The organism is Propionivibrio soli, from assembly GCF_025770765.1.
GTDB lineage: Bacteria > Pseudomonadota > Gammaproteobacteria > Burkholderiales > Rhodocyclaceae > Propionivibrio > Propionivibrio soli.
In genome coordinates this window covers 225,934-244,631 of the sequence record NZ_JANZKY010000005.1, presented here as the reverse complement: position 1 = coordinate 244,631, position 18,698 = coordinate 225,934, and the positions used below count along the sequence as shown (strand labels likewise).

The window sequence follows — 18,698 nt, the reverse complement described above, 5'->3', positions numbered from 1 at the left end:
TCATGCTGTGTATGGGCGCCGGCGCTGTTTCGGCGGTGCTTGCCGTGCAGTCCTTTACCCTGGCATGGATGCACTCGATAGAGAAGGTACGCTGGGAAGAGGATTGGGTGATCGAACAGAACCGGCTGCGGCCGGTTGCCGCACGTGTCAGGGGCACCGGCGCCGGCATGGAGCCTCCGCCGGACGCTGTGTTCCGTGACGGTGCCTGGCATTACCGGCCTCTCGTTGGAGCAATGGAACGGGTGAACCTCGCGCATTCTCCCTATACCTCGGGCTACGAACTCTGCCTGGCCAATGGCTGTCGCCCCCTGGCGGATTTCCTGCCAGGCATAAGCGAGGTCGCCGTGATCGAGCTTCGGGCTTGTCCCGAGTAACATGGAGCAGCGGCGAGCGAGAGATACGATCGAACGGACGACATGGAGAGCGCCCCTTCCCCTAGAAACCACTACGCTTGGCTGGCTCCCCGGCCAGTCGTACGTATTCTGGCCGCCGTTACCATCTGTGCGTGTGTCGGTTGGCTTGTCCGCGAGATGGTTCTTTTACGGCAGGTCGATTTGCTGGCGCAGCAATCCCGTCACCATGGCGAGTTCTATCGCCTGAGTCTCGAATCGTTTCTCGCGCGCAATGAGTCCCTGCCCCGCATCCTGGCCATGGAAGAGCGTCTCAAGGAGCTTCTGCGCAAGCCGGGCCAGCCGGCACGCCAGAAAGCGAATGAATACTTGCTCGACGTAAGGGACGCGGCCGACATCAACGCGGCCTTCGTTATGGATGCAAATGGTCTGACGCTGGCATCGAGCAATTACGCCACGCCAGGTTCGTACGTTGGCCAGAACTACGGTTATCGCCCCTACTTTCAGCAGGCGATGCAGGGACGGCTTGGGCGCTTTTATGGCGTCGGGGCGACAACCGGGGAGCCGGGTTTTTTCTTTGCCGCACCAATCTCGGATGATGGCAAATCGCTGGGCGCGATCATCGTCAAGATCAGTCTGGAGAATTTCGAGTCGGCCCTGGTGAGGAGCGGTGATCCGGTGCTTCTGGTCGACGCCTACGGCGTCATCTTTCTCGCCTCGGTCTCCGATTGGAAGTACCGCTATCTGACGCCGCTCGAACCTGGGGTTTTGCAGCAACTTGGACTTTCGCGTCAGTACGACCATCAGAACTTGCAACCCGTGGGCGCGAACCTGCGGCTGAGTGGAGAGGCCGGGACGGCCAGAATCGCTTTACCGGGGTCCCGCGAGCAGGAGTACGTCGTCCAGTCGATCAAGAGCGGCCCTCTAGGCTGGTCGATTGTGCTCCTGGCGCCCACCGGACAAGAACGTCAATTCGCGTTGTATGCCGGCATTGCGGCGGCGTTCGCCATGGCTTTGGCAATCTCGGGGCTGGTCTTCTATCGACTGAACAACAAGCGTTATCGAGAGCGGCGGCAAGCGGAAGCGGCGCTTCGGCAAGTGCACAAGGAACTCGAACAGCGCATCGCCGAGCGCACGGCGGATCTGCGGGCGACCAACAACTCGCTTGAAGAAAAAGTGAGCGCCCTGAAGACGACGGAGCGGATTCTGCACGAAACGCGAGACAGCGCGGTCCAAGCCGGGAAGCTGGCTGTGCTTGGGCAGATGGCCGCCGGGATCAGTCATGAGGTGAACCAACCGCTCACCGCACTTCACACCTATACCGATAACGCCGTCGATCTGCTCGACCGAGGGCGCCTCGATGAAGTCCGCGAGAACCTCGGCTTCATCAAGGAGATGGGGCAACGCATGGGTCACATTGTCGGCGAGATCAAGACTTTCGCCCGCAAGCCGCCCACCGAACGTCAGCCGGTCCGACTCTCCGCCGTCATCGACCAGGCGTTGATGATGATTGAGCCTCGTCGACGGCAACATGCGATTCGCATCGAGAGGGATCCGTATGCCGAAGGTCTTTCCGTTCTTGCCGACGTGCAGCGAATTGAACAGGTCCTCGTCAATCTGCTGCTCAATGCGCTCGACGCGGTGGCCGAGCTTTCGGAAGGCCGTGTTCAAATAGCCGTGGAAAACGATGGCGGATGGGTGAGTGTCGCTGTTCGCGACAATGGTCCGGGCATTTCCCCAGAGATGCTGCCGCGCCTCTTCGAGCCTTTCTACACGACGAAATCATCAGGGCAGGGACTCGGACTCGGGCTTGCCATTTCGCGCATGATCGTTACTGAGTTGGGCGGGCGGATCGAGGTGTGCAACCATGCGGAAGGCGGCGCGCAATTCAAGGTCATTCTGGAGGAAGCACGGTCATGAGCGGGGCGGGAGCAGCAGGCAAGTATCCGGTTTATCTGATCGATGACGACGCGGCGGTACTGCGCGCGTGCGAGCAGACGTTGCGGCTGGCCGACATCGATGTGGCGACCTTTTCCAACGCTGAACGGGCGCTCGCTGCCTTGGAAGACCTTCACACTGCCGCGGTGGTGAGCGATGTGCGCATGTCGGGTATGGACGGTCTTGAACTTCTCGCCGAACTGCGTCGCGGCGACAAGGACCTTCCTGTGATCTTGATTACCGGACATGGCGACGTATCGATGGCGGTGGAGGCGATGCGTGCCGGCGCATACGACTTCATCGAGAAACCGTTTAACTCGGCTCGGCTGGTCGACGTCGTCCGCCGGGCGTTGGAGAAACGTGCTCTCCTGCTCGAAAACAAGGCATTGCGCGAACAACTCGGTAGCTTGCGCGAGAAGCCGTTGATCGGCCAGTCGGAGAGCATCCAGAAGATCGCACGTACGATCGATTCGTTGGCTTCCACCGACGTTGATATCCTGATCCTCGGCGAAACGGGAACGGGCAAGGAGGTCGTCGCGCAAGCCTTACACGAACGCAGCCGACGCAAAGGCCCGTTCGTGGCCCTCAACTGCGGCGCACTGCCCGAATCCGTGTTCGAGAGCGAGATTTTCGGGCACGAGTCGGGCGCTTTTACGGGTGCCGAGCGGCGGCGTATCGGAAAGATCGAGTACGCCACCGACGGAACGCTGTTTCTGGACGAAATCGAGTCAATGCCGTTCCCGCTGCAGGTCAAACTGCTGCGCGTATTGCAGGAACGCCGTGTCGAGCGCTTGGGGAGCAACGCGAGCATTCCGGTAAATTGCCGCGTCGTAGCGGCGAGCAAATGCGACCTCAAGCGCCTGGCGGAGCAAGGGAGCTTTCGTGCCGACCTGTACTATCGGCTGAATGTCGTGACGATCGAATTACCCCCCTTGCGCCAGCGGCTCAATGACATCCGGCCCTTGATGAGTTATTTCTTGTCTCAGGCGGCACAGCGATTCAATCGCGAGGTGCCGACGTTCGACGAGCAGGATGTGTTCCGCTGGCAGCACTACGATTGGCCCGGCAATGTGCGCGAGCTACGCGCCGCTGCCGAGCGAATCTGCCTCGGACTCGGCGACGGCCTCGAACCTGTCCAGACGGCCGCCGTGTCCTTGCAGGCCCGCATGGAGAATTACGAGCGCGGTCTGCTGCGTGACGCGTTGCGGCAAACCAACGGCAACGTCGCAGAGGCCGCCGAACACCTCAACGTGCCGAAGAAAACACTCTACGACAAGCTCGCAAGGCATCAACTCGACCCGGAAACATTTCGTCGCCAGGGTACTTGAATAGGGCTTGCGTACGAGGATGGTTCTTCCAGTGTTCGGGGCGGGCTGGAGCAGACATCCCCGGCGGCGTCCTCAGGGTTTCTGGCGCTCGTCCTGACCACCTTTTGCATCACGCCGTTCGCCGTGCTCGGGCCGCGCTTGGCGAGGCGGCTCAGCTCGCGGCGCTTGCACATTCGCATTGCCGTGGTCGCGAATCGGTGCCGGTGCCGGTACAGCGGCGGGCGGCGACTGCGCGGGAGGTGCGGCGAGACGGGGCGGGGGAGGCGCCTCGCGGCGGATCTCGGCGTTGTGCTGCGGGACGACCGCTCGTCCTGAGTCTCTTTCTCGTGCCTCCGGTCGCTCCCGCGTCCGCAAGTCGAACGATCGGCGATCCTGCTCCGGCGACGATTGCATACGCTCCGGGCGGGGGTTCTCCTGGCGCGGTTGCGCCTGCGGGCTGCGTTCGCGTTCGAAGGAACGCGGAGCGTCGCGCGTTTGAGGCGCGACCGGGGCCTCACGGGCCGTTGGTTCGGGACGCATATTCGGACGATTGCCGACAGCTCCTTCGCTGTCGCGGCGTAGGTGATCTTGCCGCGGTTCTCGCGATGGCAGAGGACTTTCCTTCCTCTCGGGACGTGGTGGAGGCTGCGTCGTCGTAACCGTGGCCGGTGCTGGCGTCGAGGCCATTCCAGCCGCCGGGTTCGGTTGTCGCTGATCCGAACGGTCCGGTCGAGTGTCAAGGCGTGTTTCTGGATTGGCGCGCTCATCACGCGGCCTGTTCCTTCCAGTTCGCCAGGACGGAGGATCGTCGTGACGTGCCGCCTCTTGGGATCGCTCGGGCAATCCCCGTCCGGGGGCGGCTACCGGATCGCCTGCGGTTCTTGGCGCTTCTGGGGAGAGTGCGGATTCGGGGTGTCCGCGTCCTTGCTCAATGGTCGCCTGCGGTTCTTGGTGCCCGGGCCGTGCGAACCGCTCGGGTCGTTCGGCCCGTTGTGGGGGACCACGCCTTTCAGGGGCCGGCGGGGCGATTGGCGCAGCGGCTTGTACCGGCTGTAGACGTACCGCGCGTTGGTCGCGCGGCGTAACAGCCGCCGCGGCGACTGGGCGGCGCTGCGCGAGCACTTCGCTGGGGACCATGGTCACCGCGTGCGGGGTTTCGCGGTGCGCGTAGCGCATGTGGCGGACGGCGGCCTGTGGTTCGTTGATAATCGTGTTGATGTTCGTGATATTCGTGACGTGGGTGATATTCACGTTGCGGACGTACTGTGGGCTCGTTCGGTAGCCGGGAACGTAAACCTCATGCGGTGCCAACGGGAACCAGCCGACGGTCGGCGCCGTGCCGATCGAAACCGAAACCCCGGCGCTCGGCGTTCCAATCCAGGCGACCAGCGCGGGCGCGAAGACGGGGCGCGCGACGCGAGCCCCCGGTACCCAGCCCCAGGCGCCGCGGTAGCGCACCCAGCGGCCGTAATGGAAAGGTGCGAACCCCCACGGCTCGTCGTCTACCCAGGTCCACCCCCAGGGGGCAACCCATGCCCAGCGCCCGGTACGGTAGGGGGCCCAGCCGCTGTTCACCGCACGCGGATACCAGACGGCGCCATACTCCGGTGTGTCCGCCCACGTGCCATAGGCATCGAGATCTTCGGCGCCCGTCATTTCAGGGGAAACGTAGCGCGCATACGTCGTCGGCCTTTGCCGCTGGTCACGCACGACGCTCCAACGCGTAAAGTCGTCGTTGAGTGCCGATGACAAACGGTTGTGAGGCTGTCCATCGTTCCAGAATTGCGCTGTTTCGTCCGGCCGGATGTCGAGCGTACCGCTATCGCTCTCCGCCTGTAGCCGCCCATAATAGGTCGTGCCGCTGGAGCTTCCGTTATCCGCGTCGAACCGATAGATGCCCGTCTCGCGCGGCGTGAAGCGGCCGTCACGGGTAGCCAGATCGAAGTCGCGCATCGCGTCGCGCGCCGAGAGCTTGGCGATCGCCCGTCCGTTGCTCAGATAAAGGGAGACTTGCTGGTCGTCGACCCGGTCGAATTCGAGCGTGGTTCCGGAGTCGAGGCGGATCGTCTTTGATCCGATCTGGATTTCGGCGCGCGAGCCAGGGTCGGTGGTCAGAATATCGCCGCTCGTAAGCGGTTGGTTGACTAGCGCAGTGGAAGATTCACCGCCATCGCGATTCTGCAGCGTCGCGGTTCCCGACAGCCAGGCGAGGCGTCCGATGCGACCCGGCGGATCGGCGAAGGCGGCCGACGCACCAAGCAGCAGGCCCAGAACCGCCAAAAGAAAAGCGATGAGAGGTCTTGGAAAACGGGGGCTTGCTTGAAACAGGCTGGATCTGTCCATCTTCGGTCCTTCCGTTAAGCAATTGAGCAAGAGCGCGGCGGACCATTCCACCGGGCAGGCCGATACTTTTCGACCTCGTCGATTGTTTAACGTCGCTCCGAACCTACGGATGGACGGCCGACACACTTTGTTGCATTCCGTTCCAAAGCGGAAACGCCTCAGCCGCAGGGGAAATCCGCCGTGGAGATCCCGCAGAGGCTCACATGTCGAGGTTCGGAAAAAGAAAAACGGCGCCGTGGCGCCGTTTTTGAGGAGAATGCCGCCCTGACTACTCTTCGAGCACCACGCTCGTATAAACCTCCTGGACGTCGTCCAGGCTTTCGAGTACGTCGATGAGTTTCTGCATCTTCGCGGCGTCATCGCCGGTCAGTTCGGTCTCGTTTTCCGCCTTCATTGTCACCTGCCCGAATTCGGCCTTGAAGTTCGCCGCTTCGAGCGCTTCCTTCACCGTCATGTAGTCGTTGGGCGCGGTGACGACCTCGATCGAGCCGTCGTCGTTGGTCAGTACATCTTCGGCTCCTGCTTCGATCGCCGCGTCCATCAGGGCGGCTTCATCGGTTCCCGGGGCGAAGATCAACTGCCCGCAATGCTTGAACTGGAAGGCAACGCAGCCGTCGGTACCCATGTTGCCGCCGTGCTTGTTGAATGCGTGTCGCACTTCGGCCACCGTGCGCGTCTTGTTGTCGGTGAGACAGTCGACCATGACCGCCGCGCCGCCGATACCATAGCCCTCGTAGCGCACTTCTACGTAATCGACGCCCTCGAGTTCGCCGGTGCCCTTCTTGATCGCGTTATCGATCTTGTCCTTGGGCATGTTGACGCTTTTCGCTTTGTCGACCGCAAGACGCAGGCGCGGGTTGAACGCCTGATCGCCGCCGCCCATCTTGGCGGCCACGGTGATTTCCTTGGCGACTTTGGAAAACGCGGCTCCGCGCTTCTCATCCTGGCGACCCTTCCGGTGCTGGATGTTGGCCCATTTGGAGTGACCTGCCATGTCTACCTCTTCTCTATCCTGCTTTTACGCCGCCGGTCTGTCAGACGGCATCGCTCGTTGATAAAATCGGCCGGTTGCCGAGCCGAGCATTCTAACATTCCTCGAACCCCTGTTCCTGCCGGAGTCCATCATGGCCGAACCTCTTCTCGTTGCCCGCAGTGGGCAAACCGACCTTGCCTTGCTGCCGGCGCTTGCCAACCGCCACGGTTTGATTACCGGCGCGACGGGTACCGGCAAGACGGTGACGTTGCAGGTCCTTGCCGAGCGCTTTTCGGCTATCGGCGTGCCCGTGTTCATGGCCGACGTCAAAGGCGATCTGTCGGGGCTGGCGGCTGCCGGTGCCGCCACGCCCAAGCTTTCCGAACGGTTGGCAACGCTCGGCGTCGAGGGGTGGGCGCCTGCGAGTTACCCGGTGACCTTCTGGGATGTGGAGGGAGTGCAGGGGCACCCCGTACGAGCGACGATTTCCGACATGGGGCCGATGCTGCTCGGACGCCTGCTCAATCTTAACGAGACTCAGGCCGGTGTCCTGCAACTGGTATTCAAGATCGCCGACGACGAAGGGCTGCTTCTGCTCGACCTGAAGGATCTGCGGGCGATGGTGCAGTACGTCGGCGAAAATGCGCGGACCTACACCACCGAATACGGCAACGTCTCTGCGGCTTCGATCGGCGCTATCCAGCGCGGTCTGCTCGCCTTGGGCGAACAGGGCGGAGACCGGTTTTTCGGTGAGCCGATGCTGGACATCAACGATCTGATGCAGACGGTCGACGGTAAAGGCGTCGTGAATATTCTGGCCGCGGACAAGCTGATGGCGTCGCCGCGCTTGTACGCTACCTTCCTGCTCTGGCTCTTGTCGGAACTCTTCGAGCAGTTGCCCGAAGTCGGCGATCTCGACAAACCGAAGCTCGTATTCTTTTTCGATGAAGCGCATCTTTTGTTTGCCGATGCGGCGCCGGCGCTCTTGGAAAAGATCGAACAGGTGGTGCGTCTGATCCGGTCGAAAGGCGTAGGCGTTTACTTTGTCACGCAAAACCCGCTCGACGTTCCGGACCGGGTGCTGGGGCAGCTTGGTAACCGAGTCCAGCATGCGCTGCGGGCGTTTACGCCCCGCGACCAAAAGGCCGTGCAGACGGCGGCTGAAACGTTGCGCGCGAACCCGGCGTTCGACGCCGCGAAGGCCATTACTGAGCTTGGCGTCGGGGAAGCACTGATTTCGTTTCTCGACGAGAAGGGCCGACCAAGCGTTGTGGAACGGGCACATATCCTGCCGCCTGCATCGCGAATCGGGCCGCTGACCTCCGACGAACGCAACACTCTCATCGAGTCTTCGCTGGTTGCCGGCGTTTACGAAAAGCCGCTCGATCGCGACTCGGCTTATGAGCGGCTGAAAGGGCGGGCGACCCCAGCGGGGCAAGCGAAGTCCTCAGCACCGACTCAGACTCCGGCTTCGGCTCCAGCCCCAAGCGAAACTGATGCGGGTACAGGCGGCTGGCTGGGTGGGCTGGGCGGAATCCTGAGTGGGGGAGCGACCGGTGGTTCCCGGCGCGGTGATTCGATGATCGAGGCGGCGGCCAAGAGTGCGGCGCGGGCGATCGGCACCCAGGTCGGGCGCGAAATCATCCGCGGCGTGCTCGGTTCCATCCTCGGCGGTGCCCGTCGCCGCTAGCAGCTGGTATTGGCTTCGGCCCACTTAACGACTACTTGGAAAGCGGAAACGCGCAATGTTCTACGGCATCACCGATATCGCGACCTTCTTGGCCGGAACGATTTTCATTGTCCTTCTCCCCGGGCCCAATTCGCTCTACGTGATGGCTGTCGCGTCCCGGTGGGGAGTGCCGGCGGGCTATCGGGGTGCGTTTGGCATCTTTCTCGGTGACACGGTGCTCATGGTGCTTTCGGCTACCGGCGCCGCTTCCGCGCTGCGCGCCAACCCGACGTTATTCTTGGTGCTCAAATACGCCGGAGCTCTTTACCTGGCCTGGCTCGGCATCGGCCTGTTGCGTTCGGCTTGGGCTATGTGGCGAGCGCGGGGTGGTGATGCTGATGGGGTGCAACCCGAGGTCGACGCGAGCCGTCCGTTCCGCACGGCCTTGCTCATCAGCCTGATGAACCCGAAAGCGATCCTGTTTTTCGTTTCCTTCTTCATTCAGTTTGTCGATGCGAGCTACTCGCACCCGGTACTGTCGTTTTTCATTCTGGGCGCGATCGTTCAATTCTGCAGCGCGCTTTATCTTTCAATCCTGATTTTCGGCGGGGCTCGGCTCGCCATGCAGTTCCGGCGCCGGCGGCGTTTCTCGGCCGTTGCCACGGGTGGGGTCGGCGGGCTGTTCATCAGCTTTGGCGCCAAGCTGGCCAACGCGACACTCAGCTAACTCGTCGGGCCTTACCGCAGTACGGCGACCGGTTATCGACCGCGGCGCTCGAGAGGAAGCAGGACGCCTTCCGAGGTGAAGCGGGCAAAGAATATCTGCGCTGGAGAGAGCGCGTCATGGCGCTCGGCCGTGAAGGGCTTGGCATAGCGCCGTACGAGCCCGTCGTACGGACCGAGCTGTTCGAGAGCATCGCGGATCTTGCGCCGGTCCGTGCTGCCGGCCTTGCCAATCGCTTTCGCCAGAAGGTGCATCAGGTCGTAGGCGTGGGCGACGCCGACGGGGCTGCGGATCGACTCTGCTGAAGTCGCTCCATAATCACGTTGCATGGCGCCCATCACCCGCCGCGCTGTCGGCGTATTGAGGTCGATGAAGCTGAACGTCTGAATCACCGAGAAATCGACCTGCTGCAAAGCCTCGCCGCTCAGTTCGAAAAAGCGACCACCGGTGATTCCCCAATGGCTGATGATCGGCAGTCGGCTTGTCTTGTCGAGGGCGGCCACGTCGCGAACCAGCGTCGCGGCCTCGCCTTCGTTGGCGACGAGAATGATCGCTTCAGCTCCCACGGTGCGTAACGTTTGATATTGGTCGATCAACGTCGTGTCGCCCCAGTTGTACCAACGTTCGCCGACGATCAGCGCGCCCTGCTCGGCAGCAGCGATCGAAAGCGCGCGGGCGTTGCTGCGTCCCCACGCGGTATTGGGTAGCAACACGCCGAGCCGGTTTGCCTTGTACTGTTGCTTGGCGAAACGAATGAACGCCGGGGCTGCCCAGGCGTCCTTCAAGGATAGGCGAAACGTGTAGCTCGGTTTGAAATCGTGGTCGGTGATCGGGTCGGCGGAGCCCCAGGGTGAAAGCAGCGGGATACCTAGCTCCTGGGCGACTGGAAGACATTCGACGTACACCGGGCTGAATCGTCCCCCGAAGACGGCCACCATGTCTCTCATGGCAGCGAGTGCGCGCAAATTGTCCACGGCGATTGCCGTTACCGATTTGTTGTCGCGTGTGACGAGTTTGAGCGGACGTCCGCCAAGTACGCCTCCCGATTGATTGATCTCGTTGATGGCAATCTGCAGTCCCTGTTCTATAGCCTGTGCCGAGGTGCTCGTTTTGTTGCCGAACTCGGCATCCAGTCCGATGAGTACAGGTTCTCCGGCGCGAGCCGGCGGTGCAACGAGCAAAAAAAAGAGAATGCACAACGAGCGGAGCATGGTCGGCTTTCAGGGTAGCCCGGTATGACGCAGGTGTTTCACGGGGTGGCGTGAGACCCGGGATGTTTATTCGGAAATCATACGCGCAGTGAGCGGCCGCGCCATCGGGGATACCCTGATATGGAGCTGCGATTTTCCGGAATGGCGGTTACACGTCCGAGCGGTTCTCAGGTCGCCGGCCGTTCGATGTCGAACGTGGCCACGACCTCAGTTCCTTCGCCTTTCGCCGAGCGGATCTGCAGTTGCCCGCCGTTGGCCGCCACGCGCTCGCGCATGCCGACGAGCCCCAGCGACGGGACGTTCCCCTGTGCTGAGTAGTAGCGGCTGATATCGAGGCCGATTCCGTCATCCTTGACCGAGAGCCGGAGCCCATCGGCGTCCCAATGCAGGGCGACCTCGAGTTTCGAGGCCTGAGCATGGCGCAGACTGTTCGTGAGCGCCTCCTGAACGACACGGAAGCAACACAGTTCGAGGTTCGGTGGTAGACGTGCATCACCGAGGTTCTCGATCAGCGTAACGTTCTGGCCCAGTGGACGGATGGTCTTGTCGAGGTGCGAACGCAGTGCGGCGACAAGGCCGAGCTGATCGATCTCCGCCGGGCGCAGCCGGTGTGCGATGCTGCGTACGTCGTCCATCAGCTGCTCGAGAACGCGATGGCCGTGGTCGAGGCAGGAGTTCACGCGCCGCTGGTCCGCCAGATCGGACTGTGCGCGTTTGAGCGTGATCTTCAAGGCCGTCAGCGACTGTCCGATTTCGTCATGGAGTTCGTGCGACAGTTTGGCGCGGTCCTGTTCCTGTGCGGCGAGGATCCCGGTGGCCAGTTCATGAAGCTGCGCCTGTTTGCGTTGCGAAATGTCCTCGATACGCGCAATGAAACCTATCGGCCGCCCGCGACTGTCCCGGATCCGGGTCAGGGTGAAGATCACAGGCACGGCTTGCCCGTCGTGACGCAGCGCGGTCCGCTCCTCCGACAATACGGCGGCGGTGTCCCCGGCTTCTAGTGCCAAGACGATACGTTGCCAGCCGGTCTCTCCGTCGACAAACAAGCGGGCGAGCGACGTTCCGGCCAGCTCGTGCTGGGCATAGCCGAGCATCCGGCAAAGGGCGGGGTTGGCATCGCTCACCTCCCCATCGAGAGCGACGACCGCGATGCCGAGCGGCGCGTAGACGAACGCCTGCCGGAAGCGTTCCTCGCTTGCCTGCAACGCCTTTTCCGCAAGAACACGCTCGGTGATGTCATGCACGATCGAAAAGAGGACCAGGCGATCCTGAATCTCGATCGGGGTCAGGTATACCTCGACGTGACGCTCCTCGCCCCAGGCCAAGCGGTGTATGGCCGTCAGGTGGTTGCCGCCGTTGCGCAGGGTGTACCGCGCATACTCGGCGAGGCGCGCGGGTTCCGTTGAACTGATCTCGGTAATCACCATGTTGGCGAGGCGTTCCAGCGGGTAGCCGTAATAAGCCGCTGCCGCCCGGTTCGCCTGCAGAATTCCCCCCGACTGGGGGTCCACGATCAACAACACCGACGAATTTTTTTCGAAGAAGCTGCGAAACCGAGCCTCACTGACGGAGAGCGCGTGAGTCTTCTGCTCGACCATTTGTTCCAGCCGTTCGGCGGCCTGTTCTTGGGCCGTCAGGGCACGGTGCAGCGTTCGCGCGAGCATACCGATCTCGTCCGGGGTTGGATCTTGCGGGATTAGCACGCGTTGGCCTTCCGAGATCGCCGCACACGCCGCCGCCAGCGCGTTCAAGCGGCGTGTGATACGCCTCGCGGCCAAATCGGCGAGTTGCCAAATTAACGCGCCGAACAGGACAGCGAGCAGAACGGCCAGGAGAACGCGTTTGGCAATCGGCAGAAACCATGGGTTCTGCATCGAGTAGACGCTCAGCGAGAGCAACTCGTCGGCCTCATCGCTCCCCAGATTGAGAGCGAACCGGGCCGGGAAATACTGAGCCGGCCGCTCGTCGGGACGGAAAACGATCGCCGTGGCCTGATAGAGTAGATCGGCGCCCATGTCTTCGGCGAGTCCGGAAGATCGGCGTTGAAAGACCGCGGTGAGATCGACCGCGCCGGCCAGAGCACCGATAACGTCATCCGTGTAAGGAAAGGCAACCGGATAGACGCCAACGAGGGCCGGGCGACCCGGCTGTCTCGATACAGCCACTTGCGCCTGTTTAGTGCTCAGCACGTTCGCCGTGATCGTACTCAGCCAGGTTGGGTCGATGCCGGGCAGATTGCCCACGACGGGCCGACCTTGATAATCGAGCAACAAGGTCGGTACGGCGCGTGCGCGCTGTCCGCGGGCTTGCAGGAAGGGCTTGAGATAGGCTTCGCGCCCAGTGGAATCCAGTAACGCAGTAGAAACCAGCGAACTCAGACTGAGTGCGTGCAGATTCTCCAGTTCGTTGCGCAGGTCGGCGGACATCGCCTCGCCGATGACCCCGGCGGTGTTCTGGTTGGCCTTCGTCTCGTTGGTTGGGATCTCGAACAGGGTAACCACGAGTAGCAACCCGGCGAGTGCCGCTACGGTTAACATGGTGAGCGTGAATGCCGTCCGCTTGATGCGCGCGGCGAGGGACGGGTCGCGGCGAAGGGGCGTCCGGCTTAGCTCCATGCTGGCATTGCCGTTACTTTTCGGAGCAGGCCGGGTCAGAGGGGAATGATTCCGTTGCGGATCGCATACCGCACGAGGCCCGGAATGTCGCGAATATCGAGCTTGTCCATGATCTGGGCGCGATACGTCTCGATTGTCTTCACGCTCAGGTTGAGCTCGTAACCGATGTCCTTGGTACTTCGCCCTTCGGCGATCATCTTCAGAACTTGGTTTTGTCTCGCCGTCAGGAGGTTCAGGCCTTCCTCGTTGCCGCTGCGTTGAACATAACTGCTGATGACCGTTTTTGAAACGGCCGATGAGAGCCAGGTATGGCCCTGATTGATGGCTTTGACCGCCTGCGCCAGTTCTTCCGGCGCGGCGTCTTTGAGCATGAAACCTGTGGCGCCGAGCTTCAGTGCGCGCAGCACATGTTCTTCGCTGTCGTGCATCGACAGGATGACAACCTTGACTTCAGGATGTGATTCGTTGATCAGCGCCAACGCTTCCAACCCCGGCATGCCCGGCATCGCCAGGTCGAGGAAGAGAATCGATGGTAAAAGCTCTTCGACCAATCGTACGGCTTCACTGCCGTCGGCGGCTTCTCCGACGACTTCGACATCCGGGATATCGTCCAGCAGCGCGGCGATTCCAGCGCGGACGAGTTGGTGATCGTCAGCGATTACGACGCGGGTCACCATAGTTTCACCAATAGGAGAGAAAGGCGGGAGGCCGCCCCACGCATAGTGATGACGTTTTTGCCCCTGGATGGAAGTCCGTGGAGGCAGCCTGGGTGGCGGCAAGAGGACGAAGGCCGGTGGGGATCGGAAACCATTTCGTTACCGCGGATCGGACGCAACGATGATGCGGCCTAGGATACCGCGAATCGGCGGTGCGCTCCATGCCTGGTAGCGACATGAGACGCTACCAAAAGCCTTGCCCTTTGGAGCAGTTATTTCTTGTGCGCGGGCTTCTTTGACCGCCGGCTGCGGATGGCGGCATCAAGCGCCCGCCGAGCCCAGGGGCGCATTTCGTTCGGCGTCTCGAAGGCTTCCTCGGGCGGCGTCCAGTAGTTCATCGTTTCTTCGCGCCCGTCCCTGTAGCTGACGCGAAACGGGATTCCGCCTGCCTGGCGAAATGCTTCGGCGGATTCGACATCCGCTTTGAGGTACAAGGTTTCATCGGCGACGATGGCGAAGAACAGGTCGTCGCAATAGAAGCCCCAGCCGCCGAACATGCGTCGGGTACGGATCGTACCGAGCGGAGCGAACAACTCGCAGGCTTGTTGTACAAGCTCCGGCGGCGGGTTCTTCATTACTTGCGGAGACCGAGCCGCCGACAGATTTCGAGCGTGAGCGCCGACTGGTTCATTGAGTAGAAGTGCAGGCCAGGAGCGCCTCCGCCGAGCAGCCGGGAGCAAAGTTCGGTAACGACGTCGAGGCCAAAAGCCCGGACCGACTCCGTGTCGTCATAGAACGCCTCGAACTTGCGCCGCATCCAGCGCGGCAATTCGGCTCCGCAAGCATCAGAAAAGCGCGCGAGCTTGGAGAAGCTGACGATCGGCATGATGCCGGGCGTGATAGGGACGGTGACGCCAAGCGCCCTGGTTTGCTCGACGAAGTGAAAGTAAGCGTCGGCGTTGAAGAAATACTGCGTGATGGCCGAGTTGGCACCTGCCTTTACCTTGCGCGCAAAGGCGGCGAGGTCGTCTGCCGGGGTGCGCGCTTGCGGGTGCCACTCCGGATAGGCGGCGACTTCGATACGGAAATGATCGCCCGTTTCCGCGCGGATGAACTCAACAAGTTCGTTGGCATAACGGAACTCGCCCGCCTCCGCCATGCCGGAAGGCAAGTCGCCGCGCAACGCCACGATGCGGCGGATGCCTTCGGCTTTGTAGTCGTCGAGGATGTCGCGGATGTTTTCACGCGTTGAACCGACGCACGAGAGATGCGGCGCTGCGGCGAAACCTTCTTGAACGATTTCTTTTACCACCGCAAACGTGCGTTCGCGCGTCGATCCACCGGCACCGAAAGTCACCGAGAAGAAATCGGGTTCGAGTACGGCGAGCTTCTGGCGCTCTAGCCGCAATTTGACGACGCCTTCGGGCGTTTGCGGCGGAAAAAACTCAATCGAAAGCTCTGTCTTTTTCATGCGCTTCTCTGGGAGATCAATCCCTGTCGGGAACGAGCAGGCTGGCAAGCACCGAGGACACGACGCTGTACAGCAGCGATCCGATCACGGCCGGCCAGAAGCCGGAGACGGTGAAGCCTTCGATCAACGAGCCAGCCAGCCAGAACATGAGGCCATTGAGCACGAAGATGAAGAGGCCGAGCGTCAATACCGTGACCGGCAGCGTGAGCAGCAGCAGGAGGGGGCGCACGACGGCATTGATCAGCCCGAGAACCAGCGCCGCGAGCATTGCCACGCCGAACGAAGTGACCTGCACCCACGGCAGCACGTAGGCCACCGTGAGCAAGGCAACAGCGTTGAGTATCCAGAGCAGAATCAAGCGCATGCGTCCTCCGGCAGAGTGCTCAATAGCGGTAGTGGTTCGCCTTGTACGGGCCTTCGACCGGCACACCGATGTACTTGGCCTGCTGCTCGGTGAGCACGGTCAGTTGCGCGTTGAGCTTCTTCAGCTGCAGACGTGCGACCTTCTCGTCGAGATGCTTGGGCAGCGTATAGACGCCCACAGGATAGGCCGCATGACGTGTGAACAGTTCAATCTGCGCGATCGTCTGGTTGGCGAACGACGACGACATGACGTAGCTTGGGTGTCCGGTGGCGCAGCCAAGGTTAACGAGGCGCCCTTTGGCGAGCAGAATGATGCGGTTGCCGGAAGGCATGACCACGTGATCGACCTGCGGCTTGATCTCTTCCCACGTGTATTTCTCGATCGACGCAACGTCGATTTCGTTGTCGAAGTGGCCGATGTTGCAAACGATCGCCTGGTCCTTCATGCGCACCATATGTTCGTGCGTGATGACATGGTAATTGCCGGTGCAGGTGACGAAGATGTCGGCCTTGTCGGCGGCGTAGTCCATCGTCACCACGCGGTAGCCTTCCATCGCCGCTTGCAACGCACAGATCGGGTCGACTTCCGTTACCCATACTTGGGCCGAAAGCGCGCGCAGCGCTTGGGCCGAGCCTTTGCCAACATCCCCGTAGCCGCAAACGAGGGCGACCTTGCCGGCGACCATAACGTCGGTGGCGCGCTTGATGCCGTCGACGAGCGACTCGCGGCAGCCGTAGAGGTTGTCGAACTTGGACTTGGTCACCGAGTCGTTGACGTTGATTGCCGGGAACTTCAGTTCGCCGCGTTCATGCATCTGATAGAGGCGATGCACGCCGGTTGTCGTCTCTTCGGTCACGCCCTTGATTTGCGCTAGTCGCACCGAGTACCAGGCGGGATCCTCGGCCAGCTTGGCCTTGATCGCCGCGAAGAGGACGCGCTCCTCCTCGGAGCCCGGATTGGCGAGAACGGCAATGTCTTTTTCGGCGCGGGCACCGAGGTGCAGCAACAGCGTCGCGTCGCCGCCGTCGTCGAGGATCATGTTCGAATAGCCGCCGTCGGCCCATTCGAAGATGCGATGGGTGTAATCCCAATAGTCGGCGAGCGATTCGCCCTTAACCGCGAACACCGGGATGCTCTGCGCGGCGATGGCCGCTGCGGCGTGGTCCTGTGTCGAGAAGATGTTGCACGAGGCCCAGCGGACTTTCGCGCCGAGCGCAATCAACGTTTCGATCAGCACGGCGGTCTGGATCGTCATGTGCAGCGAACCGGTGATACGCGCGCCCTTGAGCGGCTGCGCGGCAGCGAACTCTTCGCGGATCGCCATCAGACCGGGCATCTCGGTCTCGGCGATGCGGATTTCCTTGCGCCCCCAATCGGCGAGGCTCAAATCGGCGACAACGTAATCGGTGAATTTTTCAGCCACAGTGTTCTCCTAAGAACTGTAGCCGGATGAGGGAGGGAAGTTCGTGCATGGCGCCTTGCTTCACCCGCCCCCGTGCCGGCACGGGTTGGTCAGGTGAGCGCCGTTGGTGATTCCGAGCCTGAAGCCGTCGTGGCGGCGGCTTTGCAGCGCTCCTCGGATAACGCGCGGATTATACGCATAATTTAGCGAAGTCAAAACCGAAACGGGTGCGGCAAGCTTGCTTGAGTCGTACCTAGGTTTTGACACGTTTCAAGCAAAATCGTCTCTTGATCCGCAGAGGCAGCTCTGAAGGTGATCCGAATACCTGATGAACGACCGCGCGGATGTCGCGATGCAAACTCTCAGACGCCAACCACTCCTGACCAGAGCTCGTTCAAGTCCGGGAAGCGCCACTTGGCCGGGTCTTCCCGGTTAGTAATCTTTTCCGGGCAGTCGGGTAGGGAAAGGTCGATGATCTCCGGGCGAATCCGTGCCTGGGACCGCGTTGAATAAAAAACCTTGATACGGGGCGTCAGCAGCGACTTGCCGGCCTGGTCGATGACGATGCCGAGGCGGCCGGAGTTGAGTTTGACCAGCGACCCTATCGGATAGATGCCGACACTCTTGACGAAGGCCTGGAAGATCGTCTGATCGAAGTGACCTTTCGACCACTCGGCCATCCGACGCAACGATTCGGCCGGGTCCCAACCCGCCTTGTACGGACGGTTGGAAGTGATAGCGTCATAGACATCGCAGACGGCCCCCATTTTCGCGAACTGGCTGATATCGTCGTCCAGAAGTCCTTCCGGATATCCAGAACCGTCGGTTTTCTCATGATGATGCAGCACGACGTCCAGCACGACCTCATTGACGTCGGAGCCGACCAGCAGCATCCGGTGCCCTTCTTCCGGATGCTTTTTGATGATCGCGAACTCTTCGTCGGTCAACTTGCCGGGCTTGTTGAGAACCTCCATCGGCATGGCTGCCTTGCCAAGATCGTGCAGCAGGCCGGCGATGCCGGCGCTCCGCGTTTGCTCGGCATCGAGCCCGAGCTGGCGGGCGAGCGCCACCATCAATGCACAGACGGCAACCGAGTGCATATACGTGTAGTCGTCGGCGGTCTTGAGGCGTGCAAGGCTGATCAAGGCTCCGGGGTTTCGGCTTACTGAGTCCGAAATCTCCTCGACTAGCCGCTGCGCCTGTTCCGTATCCACCGCTTTTCCGAGGCGAGCTTCCTGGAACATCGAAGTGACCGCTTTCTTCGATTGCGCACAAATCTTCACCGCCCGGTCGATTTCGACATCCATTGAAACGGGCGCTGTTTCGCGCATCGCCTGTGCGGCGGTTTCCAGATCGGCGTCCACCTGGGCTTCGGATTCTGACTCGGAGACAACAGCGTCTCCTTCCGGGACGTCGTCACCTTTGTCGGTGTCTATCCAGACTTCCTTGATGCTGCTGGCGAGGACCCGCTCAATGTCCTTGGGGTCGGTGATGACAAAAGCATTGCGCCAGAACGGATGCTCCATCCAGGAACCGCAAAATTCCTTGAGATGCATTCCGACGGCGAGTTGCTTGACGCTGATTTTTTTTAGCATGATCGGAGACGGGTAAAGCTGTACACACCCCCCGCGACGATCTTACCCCCATTTGTGTTCGCAAAAATGACGAAAGGGCC

15 protein-coding genes and 1 riboswitch are annotated in these 18,698 nt (G+C 61.5%); of the genes, 5 read left to right on the top strand and 10 right to left on the bottom strand.

The features are described 5' to 3' along the window. Positions 1-2: 2 nt before the first annotated feature. Genes NZ453_RS07615 through NZ453_RS07605 form a run of 3 tightly spaced genes read left to right on the top strand, consistent with a single transcriptional unit; the run spans position 3 to position 3,616 of the window. Positions 3-374, top strand: a complete 372-nt coding sequence (locus NZ453_RS07615; protein WP_263769887.1) for a DUF1850 domain-containing protein — start codon at positions 3-5, stop codon at positions 372-374. A 42-nt stretch (positions 375-416) separates the two neighbouring features. After that, the gene (locus tag NZ453_RS07610; RefSeq protein WP_263769886.1) at positions 417-2,270 is read left to right on the top strand and encodes a sensor histidine kinase; all 1,854 of its coding nucleotides are present in this window, start codon (positions 417-419) and stop codon (positions 2,268-2,270) included. Next, positions 2,267-3,616, top strand: a complete 1,350-nt coding sequence (locus tag NZ453_RS07605; RefSeq protein WP_263769885.1) for a sigma-54-dependent transcriptional regulator — start codon at positions 2,267-2,269, stop codon at positions 3,614-3,616. The genes NZ453_RS07610 and NZ453_RS07605 overlap by 4 nt, the downstream gene beginning before the upstream one ends. Positions 3,617-3,688: 72 nt before the next feature. Here NZ453_RS07605 and NZ453_RS07600 read toward each other — a convergent pair whose 3' ends face one another. Together NZ453_RS07600 and NZ453_RS07595 are read right to left on the bottom strand one after the other, a co-directional pair. Then, entirely contained in the window at positions 3,689-5,938 is a 2,250-nt protein-coding gene (locus tag NZ453_RS07600) for a DUF6600 domain-containing protein (RefSeq protein ID WP_263769884.1), read from the bottom strand. A gap of 268 nt (positions 5,939-6,206) precedes the next feature. Then, entirely contained in the window at positions 6,207-6,932 is a 726-nt protein-coding gene (locus NZ453_RS07595; RefSeq protein WP_263769883.1) for a YebC/PmpR family DNA-binding transcriptional regulator, read from the bottom strand. Between the two features lie 130 nt (positions 6,933-7,062). On the opposite strand from NZ453_RS07595, the gene NZ453_RS07590 reads away from it, so the two are divergent. Next, positions 7,063-8,601 carry a DUF853 domain-containing protein gene (locus NZ453_RS07590; RefSeq protein WP_263769881.1) on the top strand — a complete coding sequence of 513 codons (1,539 nt, stop codon included), beginning with the start codon at positions 7,063-7,065 and terminating at the stop codon, positions 8,599-8,601. Between the two features lie 55 nt (positions 8,602-8,656). Then, positions 8,657-9,307, top strand: a complete 651-nt coding sequence (gene leuE, locus NZ453_RS07585) for a leucine efflux protein LeuE (RefSeq protein ID WP_263769880.1) — start codon at positions 8,657-8,659, stop codon at positions 9,305-9,307. A gap of 32 nt (positions 9,308-9,339) precedes the next feature. On the opposite strand, the gene NZ453_RS07580 is transcribed toward leuE, so the two are convergent. From NZ453_RS07580 to NZ453_RS07545, 8 genes are all read right to left on the bottom strand, one after another. Next, the gene (locus tag NZ453_RS07580) at positions 9,340-10,515 is read right to left on the bottom strand and encodes an ABC transporter substrate-binding protein (protein WP_263769879.1); all 1,176 of its coding nucleotides are present in this window, start codon (positions 10,513-10,515) and stop codon (positions 9,340-9,342) included. Between the two features lie 167 nt (positions 10,516-10,682). Continuing rightward, positions 10,683-13,130, bottom strand: a complete 2,448-nt coding sequence (locus tag NZ453_RS07575; RefSeq protein ID WP_263769878.1) for a PAS domain S-box protein — start codon at positions 13,128-13,130, stop codon at positions 10,683-10,685. A 35-nt stretch (positions 13,131-13,165) separates the two neighbouring features. Beyond that, positions 13,166-13,807 (bottom strand): response regulator transcription factor, encoded by a 642-nt coding sequence (locus NZ453_RS07570; RefSeq protein WP_263769877.1) that lies wholly within the window; start codon positions 13,805-13,807, stop codon positions 13,166-13,168. 251 nt (positions 13,808-14,058) lie between these two features. After that, the gene (locus NZ453_RS07565; protein ID WP_263769876.1) at positions 14,059-14,421 is read right to left on the bottom strand and encodes a TfoX/Sxy family protein; all 363 of its coding nucleotides are present in this window, start codon (positions 14,419-14,421) and stop codon (positions 14,059-14,061) included. Beyond that, a complete protein-coding gene (gene metF / locus NZ453_RS07560; RefSeq protein WP_263769875.1) occupies positions 14,421-15,257 on the bottom strand; it encodes a methylenetetrahydrofolate reductase [NAD(P)H] in 837 nt (278 codons plus the stop codon). The genes NZ453_RS07565 and metF overlap by 1 nt, the downstream gene beginning before the upstream one ends. A gap of 16 nt (positions 15,258-15,273) precedes the next feature. Next, entirely contained in the window at positions 15,274-15,621 is a 348-nt protein-coding gene (locus tag NZ453_RS07555; protein WP_263769874.1) for a phage holin family protein, read from the bottom strand. 19 nt (positions 15,622-15,640) lie between these two features. After that, positions 15,641-17,044 (bottom strand): adenosylhomocysteinase, encoded by a 1,404-nt coding sequence (gene ahcY, locus NZ453_RS07550; RefSeq protein WP_263769873.1) that lies wholly within the window; start codon positions 17,042-17,044, stop codon positions 15,641-15,643. A gap of 88 nt (positions 17,045-17,132) precedes the next feature. Then, positions 17,133-17,205, bottom strand: a riboswitch (S-adenosyl-L-homocysteine riboswitch). Between the two features lie 180 nt (positions 17,206-17,385). Further along, complete coding sequence (locus tag NZ453_RS07545) at positions 17,386-18,618, bottom strand: cyclic di-GMP phosphodiesterase (RefSeq protein WP_263769872.1); 1,233 nt, start codon at positions 18,616-18,618, stop codon at positions 17,386-17,388. Positions 18,619-18,698: the final 80 nt, after the last annotated feature.

Coding starts and splice junctions, on each gene's coding strand:
- NZ453_RS07615 (WP_263769887.1), top strand. CDS start 3: ATGCTGTGTATGGGCGCCGGCGCTGTTTCGGCGGTGCTTGCCGTGCAG.
- NZ453_RS07610 (WP_263769886.1), top strand. CDS start 417: ATGGAGAGCGCCCCTTCCCCTAGAAACCACTACGCTTGGCTGGCTCCC.
- NZ453_RS07605 (WP_263769885.1), top strand. CDS start 2,267: ATGAGCGGGGCGGGAGCAGCAGGCAAGTATCCGGTTTATCTGATCGAT.
- NZ453_RS07600 (WP_263769884.1), bottom strand. CDS start 5,938: ATGGACAGATCCAGCCTGTTTCAAGCAAGCCCCCGTTTTCCAAGACCT.
- NZ453_RS07595 (WP_263769883.1), bottom strand. CDS start 6,932: ATGGCAGGTCACTCCAAATGGGCCAACATCCAGCACCGGAAGGGTCGC.
- NZ453_RS07590 (WP_263769881.1), top strand. CDS start 7,063: ATGGCCGAACCTCTTCTCGTTGCCCGCAGTGGGCAAACCGACCTTGCC.
- leuE (WP_263769880.1), top strand. CDS start 8,657: ATGTTCTACGGCATCACCGATATCGCGACCTTCTTGGCCGGAACGATT.
- NZ453_RS07580 (WP_263769879.1), bottom strand. CDS start 10,515: ATGCTCCGCTCGTTGTGCATTCTCTTTTTTTTGCTCGTTGCACCGCCG.
- NZ453_RS07575 (WP_263769878.1), bottom strand. CDS start 13,130: ATGGAGCTAAGCCGGACGCCCCTTCGCCGCGACCCGTCCCTCGCCGCG.
- NZ453_RS07570 (WP_263769877.1), bottom strand. CDS start 13,807: ATGGTGACCCGCGTCGTAATCGCTGACGATCACCAACTCGTCCGCGCT.
- NZ453_RS07565 (WP_263769876.1), bottom strand. CDS start 14,421: ATGAAGAACCCGCCGCCGGAGCTTGTACAACAAGCCTGCGAGTTGTTC.
- metF (WP_263769875.1), bottom strand. CDS start 15,257: ATGAAAAAGACAGAGCTTTCGATTGAGTTTTTTCCGCCGCAAACGCCC.
- NZ453_RS07555 (WP_263769874.1), bottom strand. CDS start 15,621: ATGCGCTTGATTCTGCTCTGGATACTCAACGCTGTTGCCTTGCTCACG.
- NZ453_RS07545 (WP_263769872.1), bottom strand. CDS start 18,618: ATGCTAAAAAAAATCAGCGTCAAGCAACTCGCCGTCGGAATGCATCTC.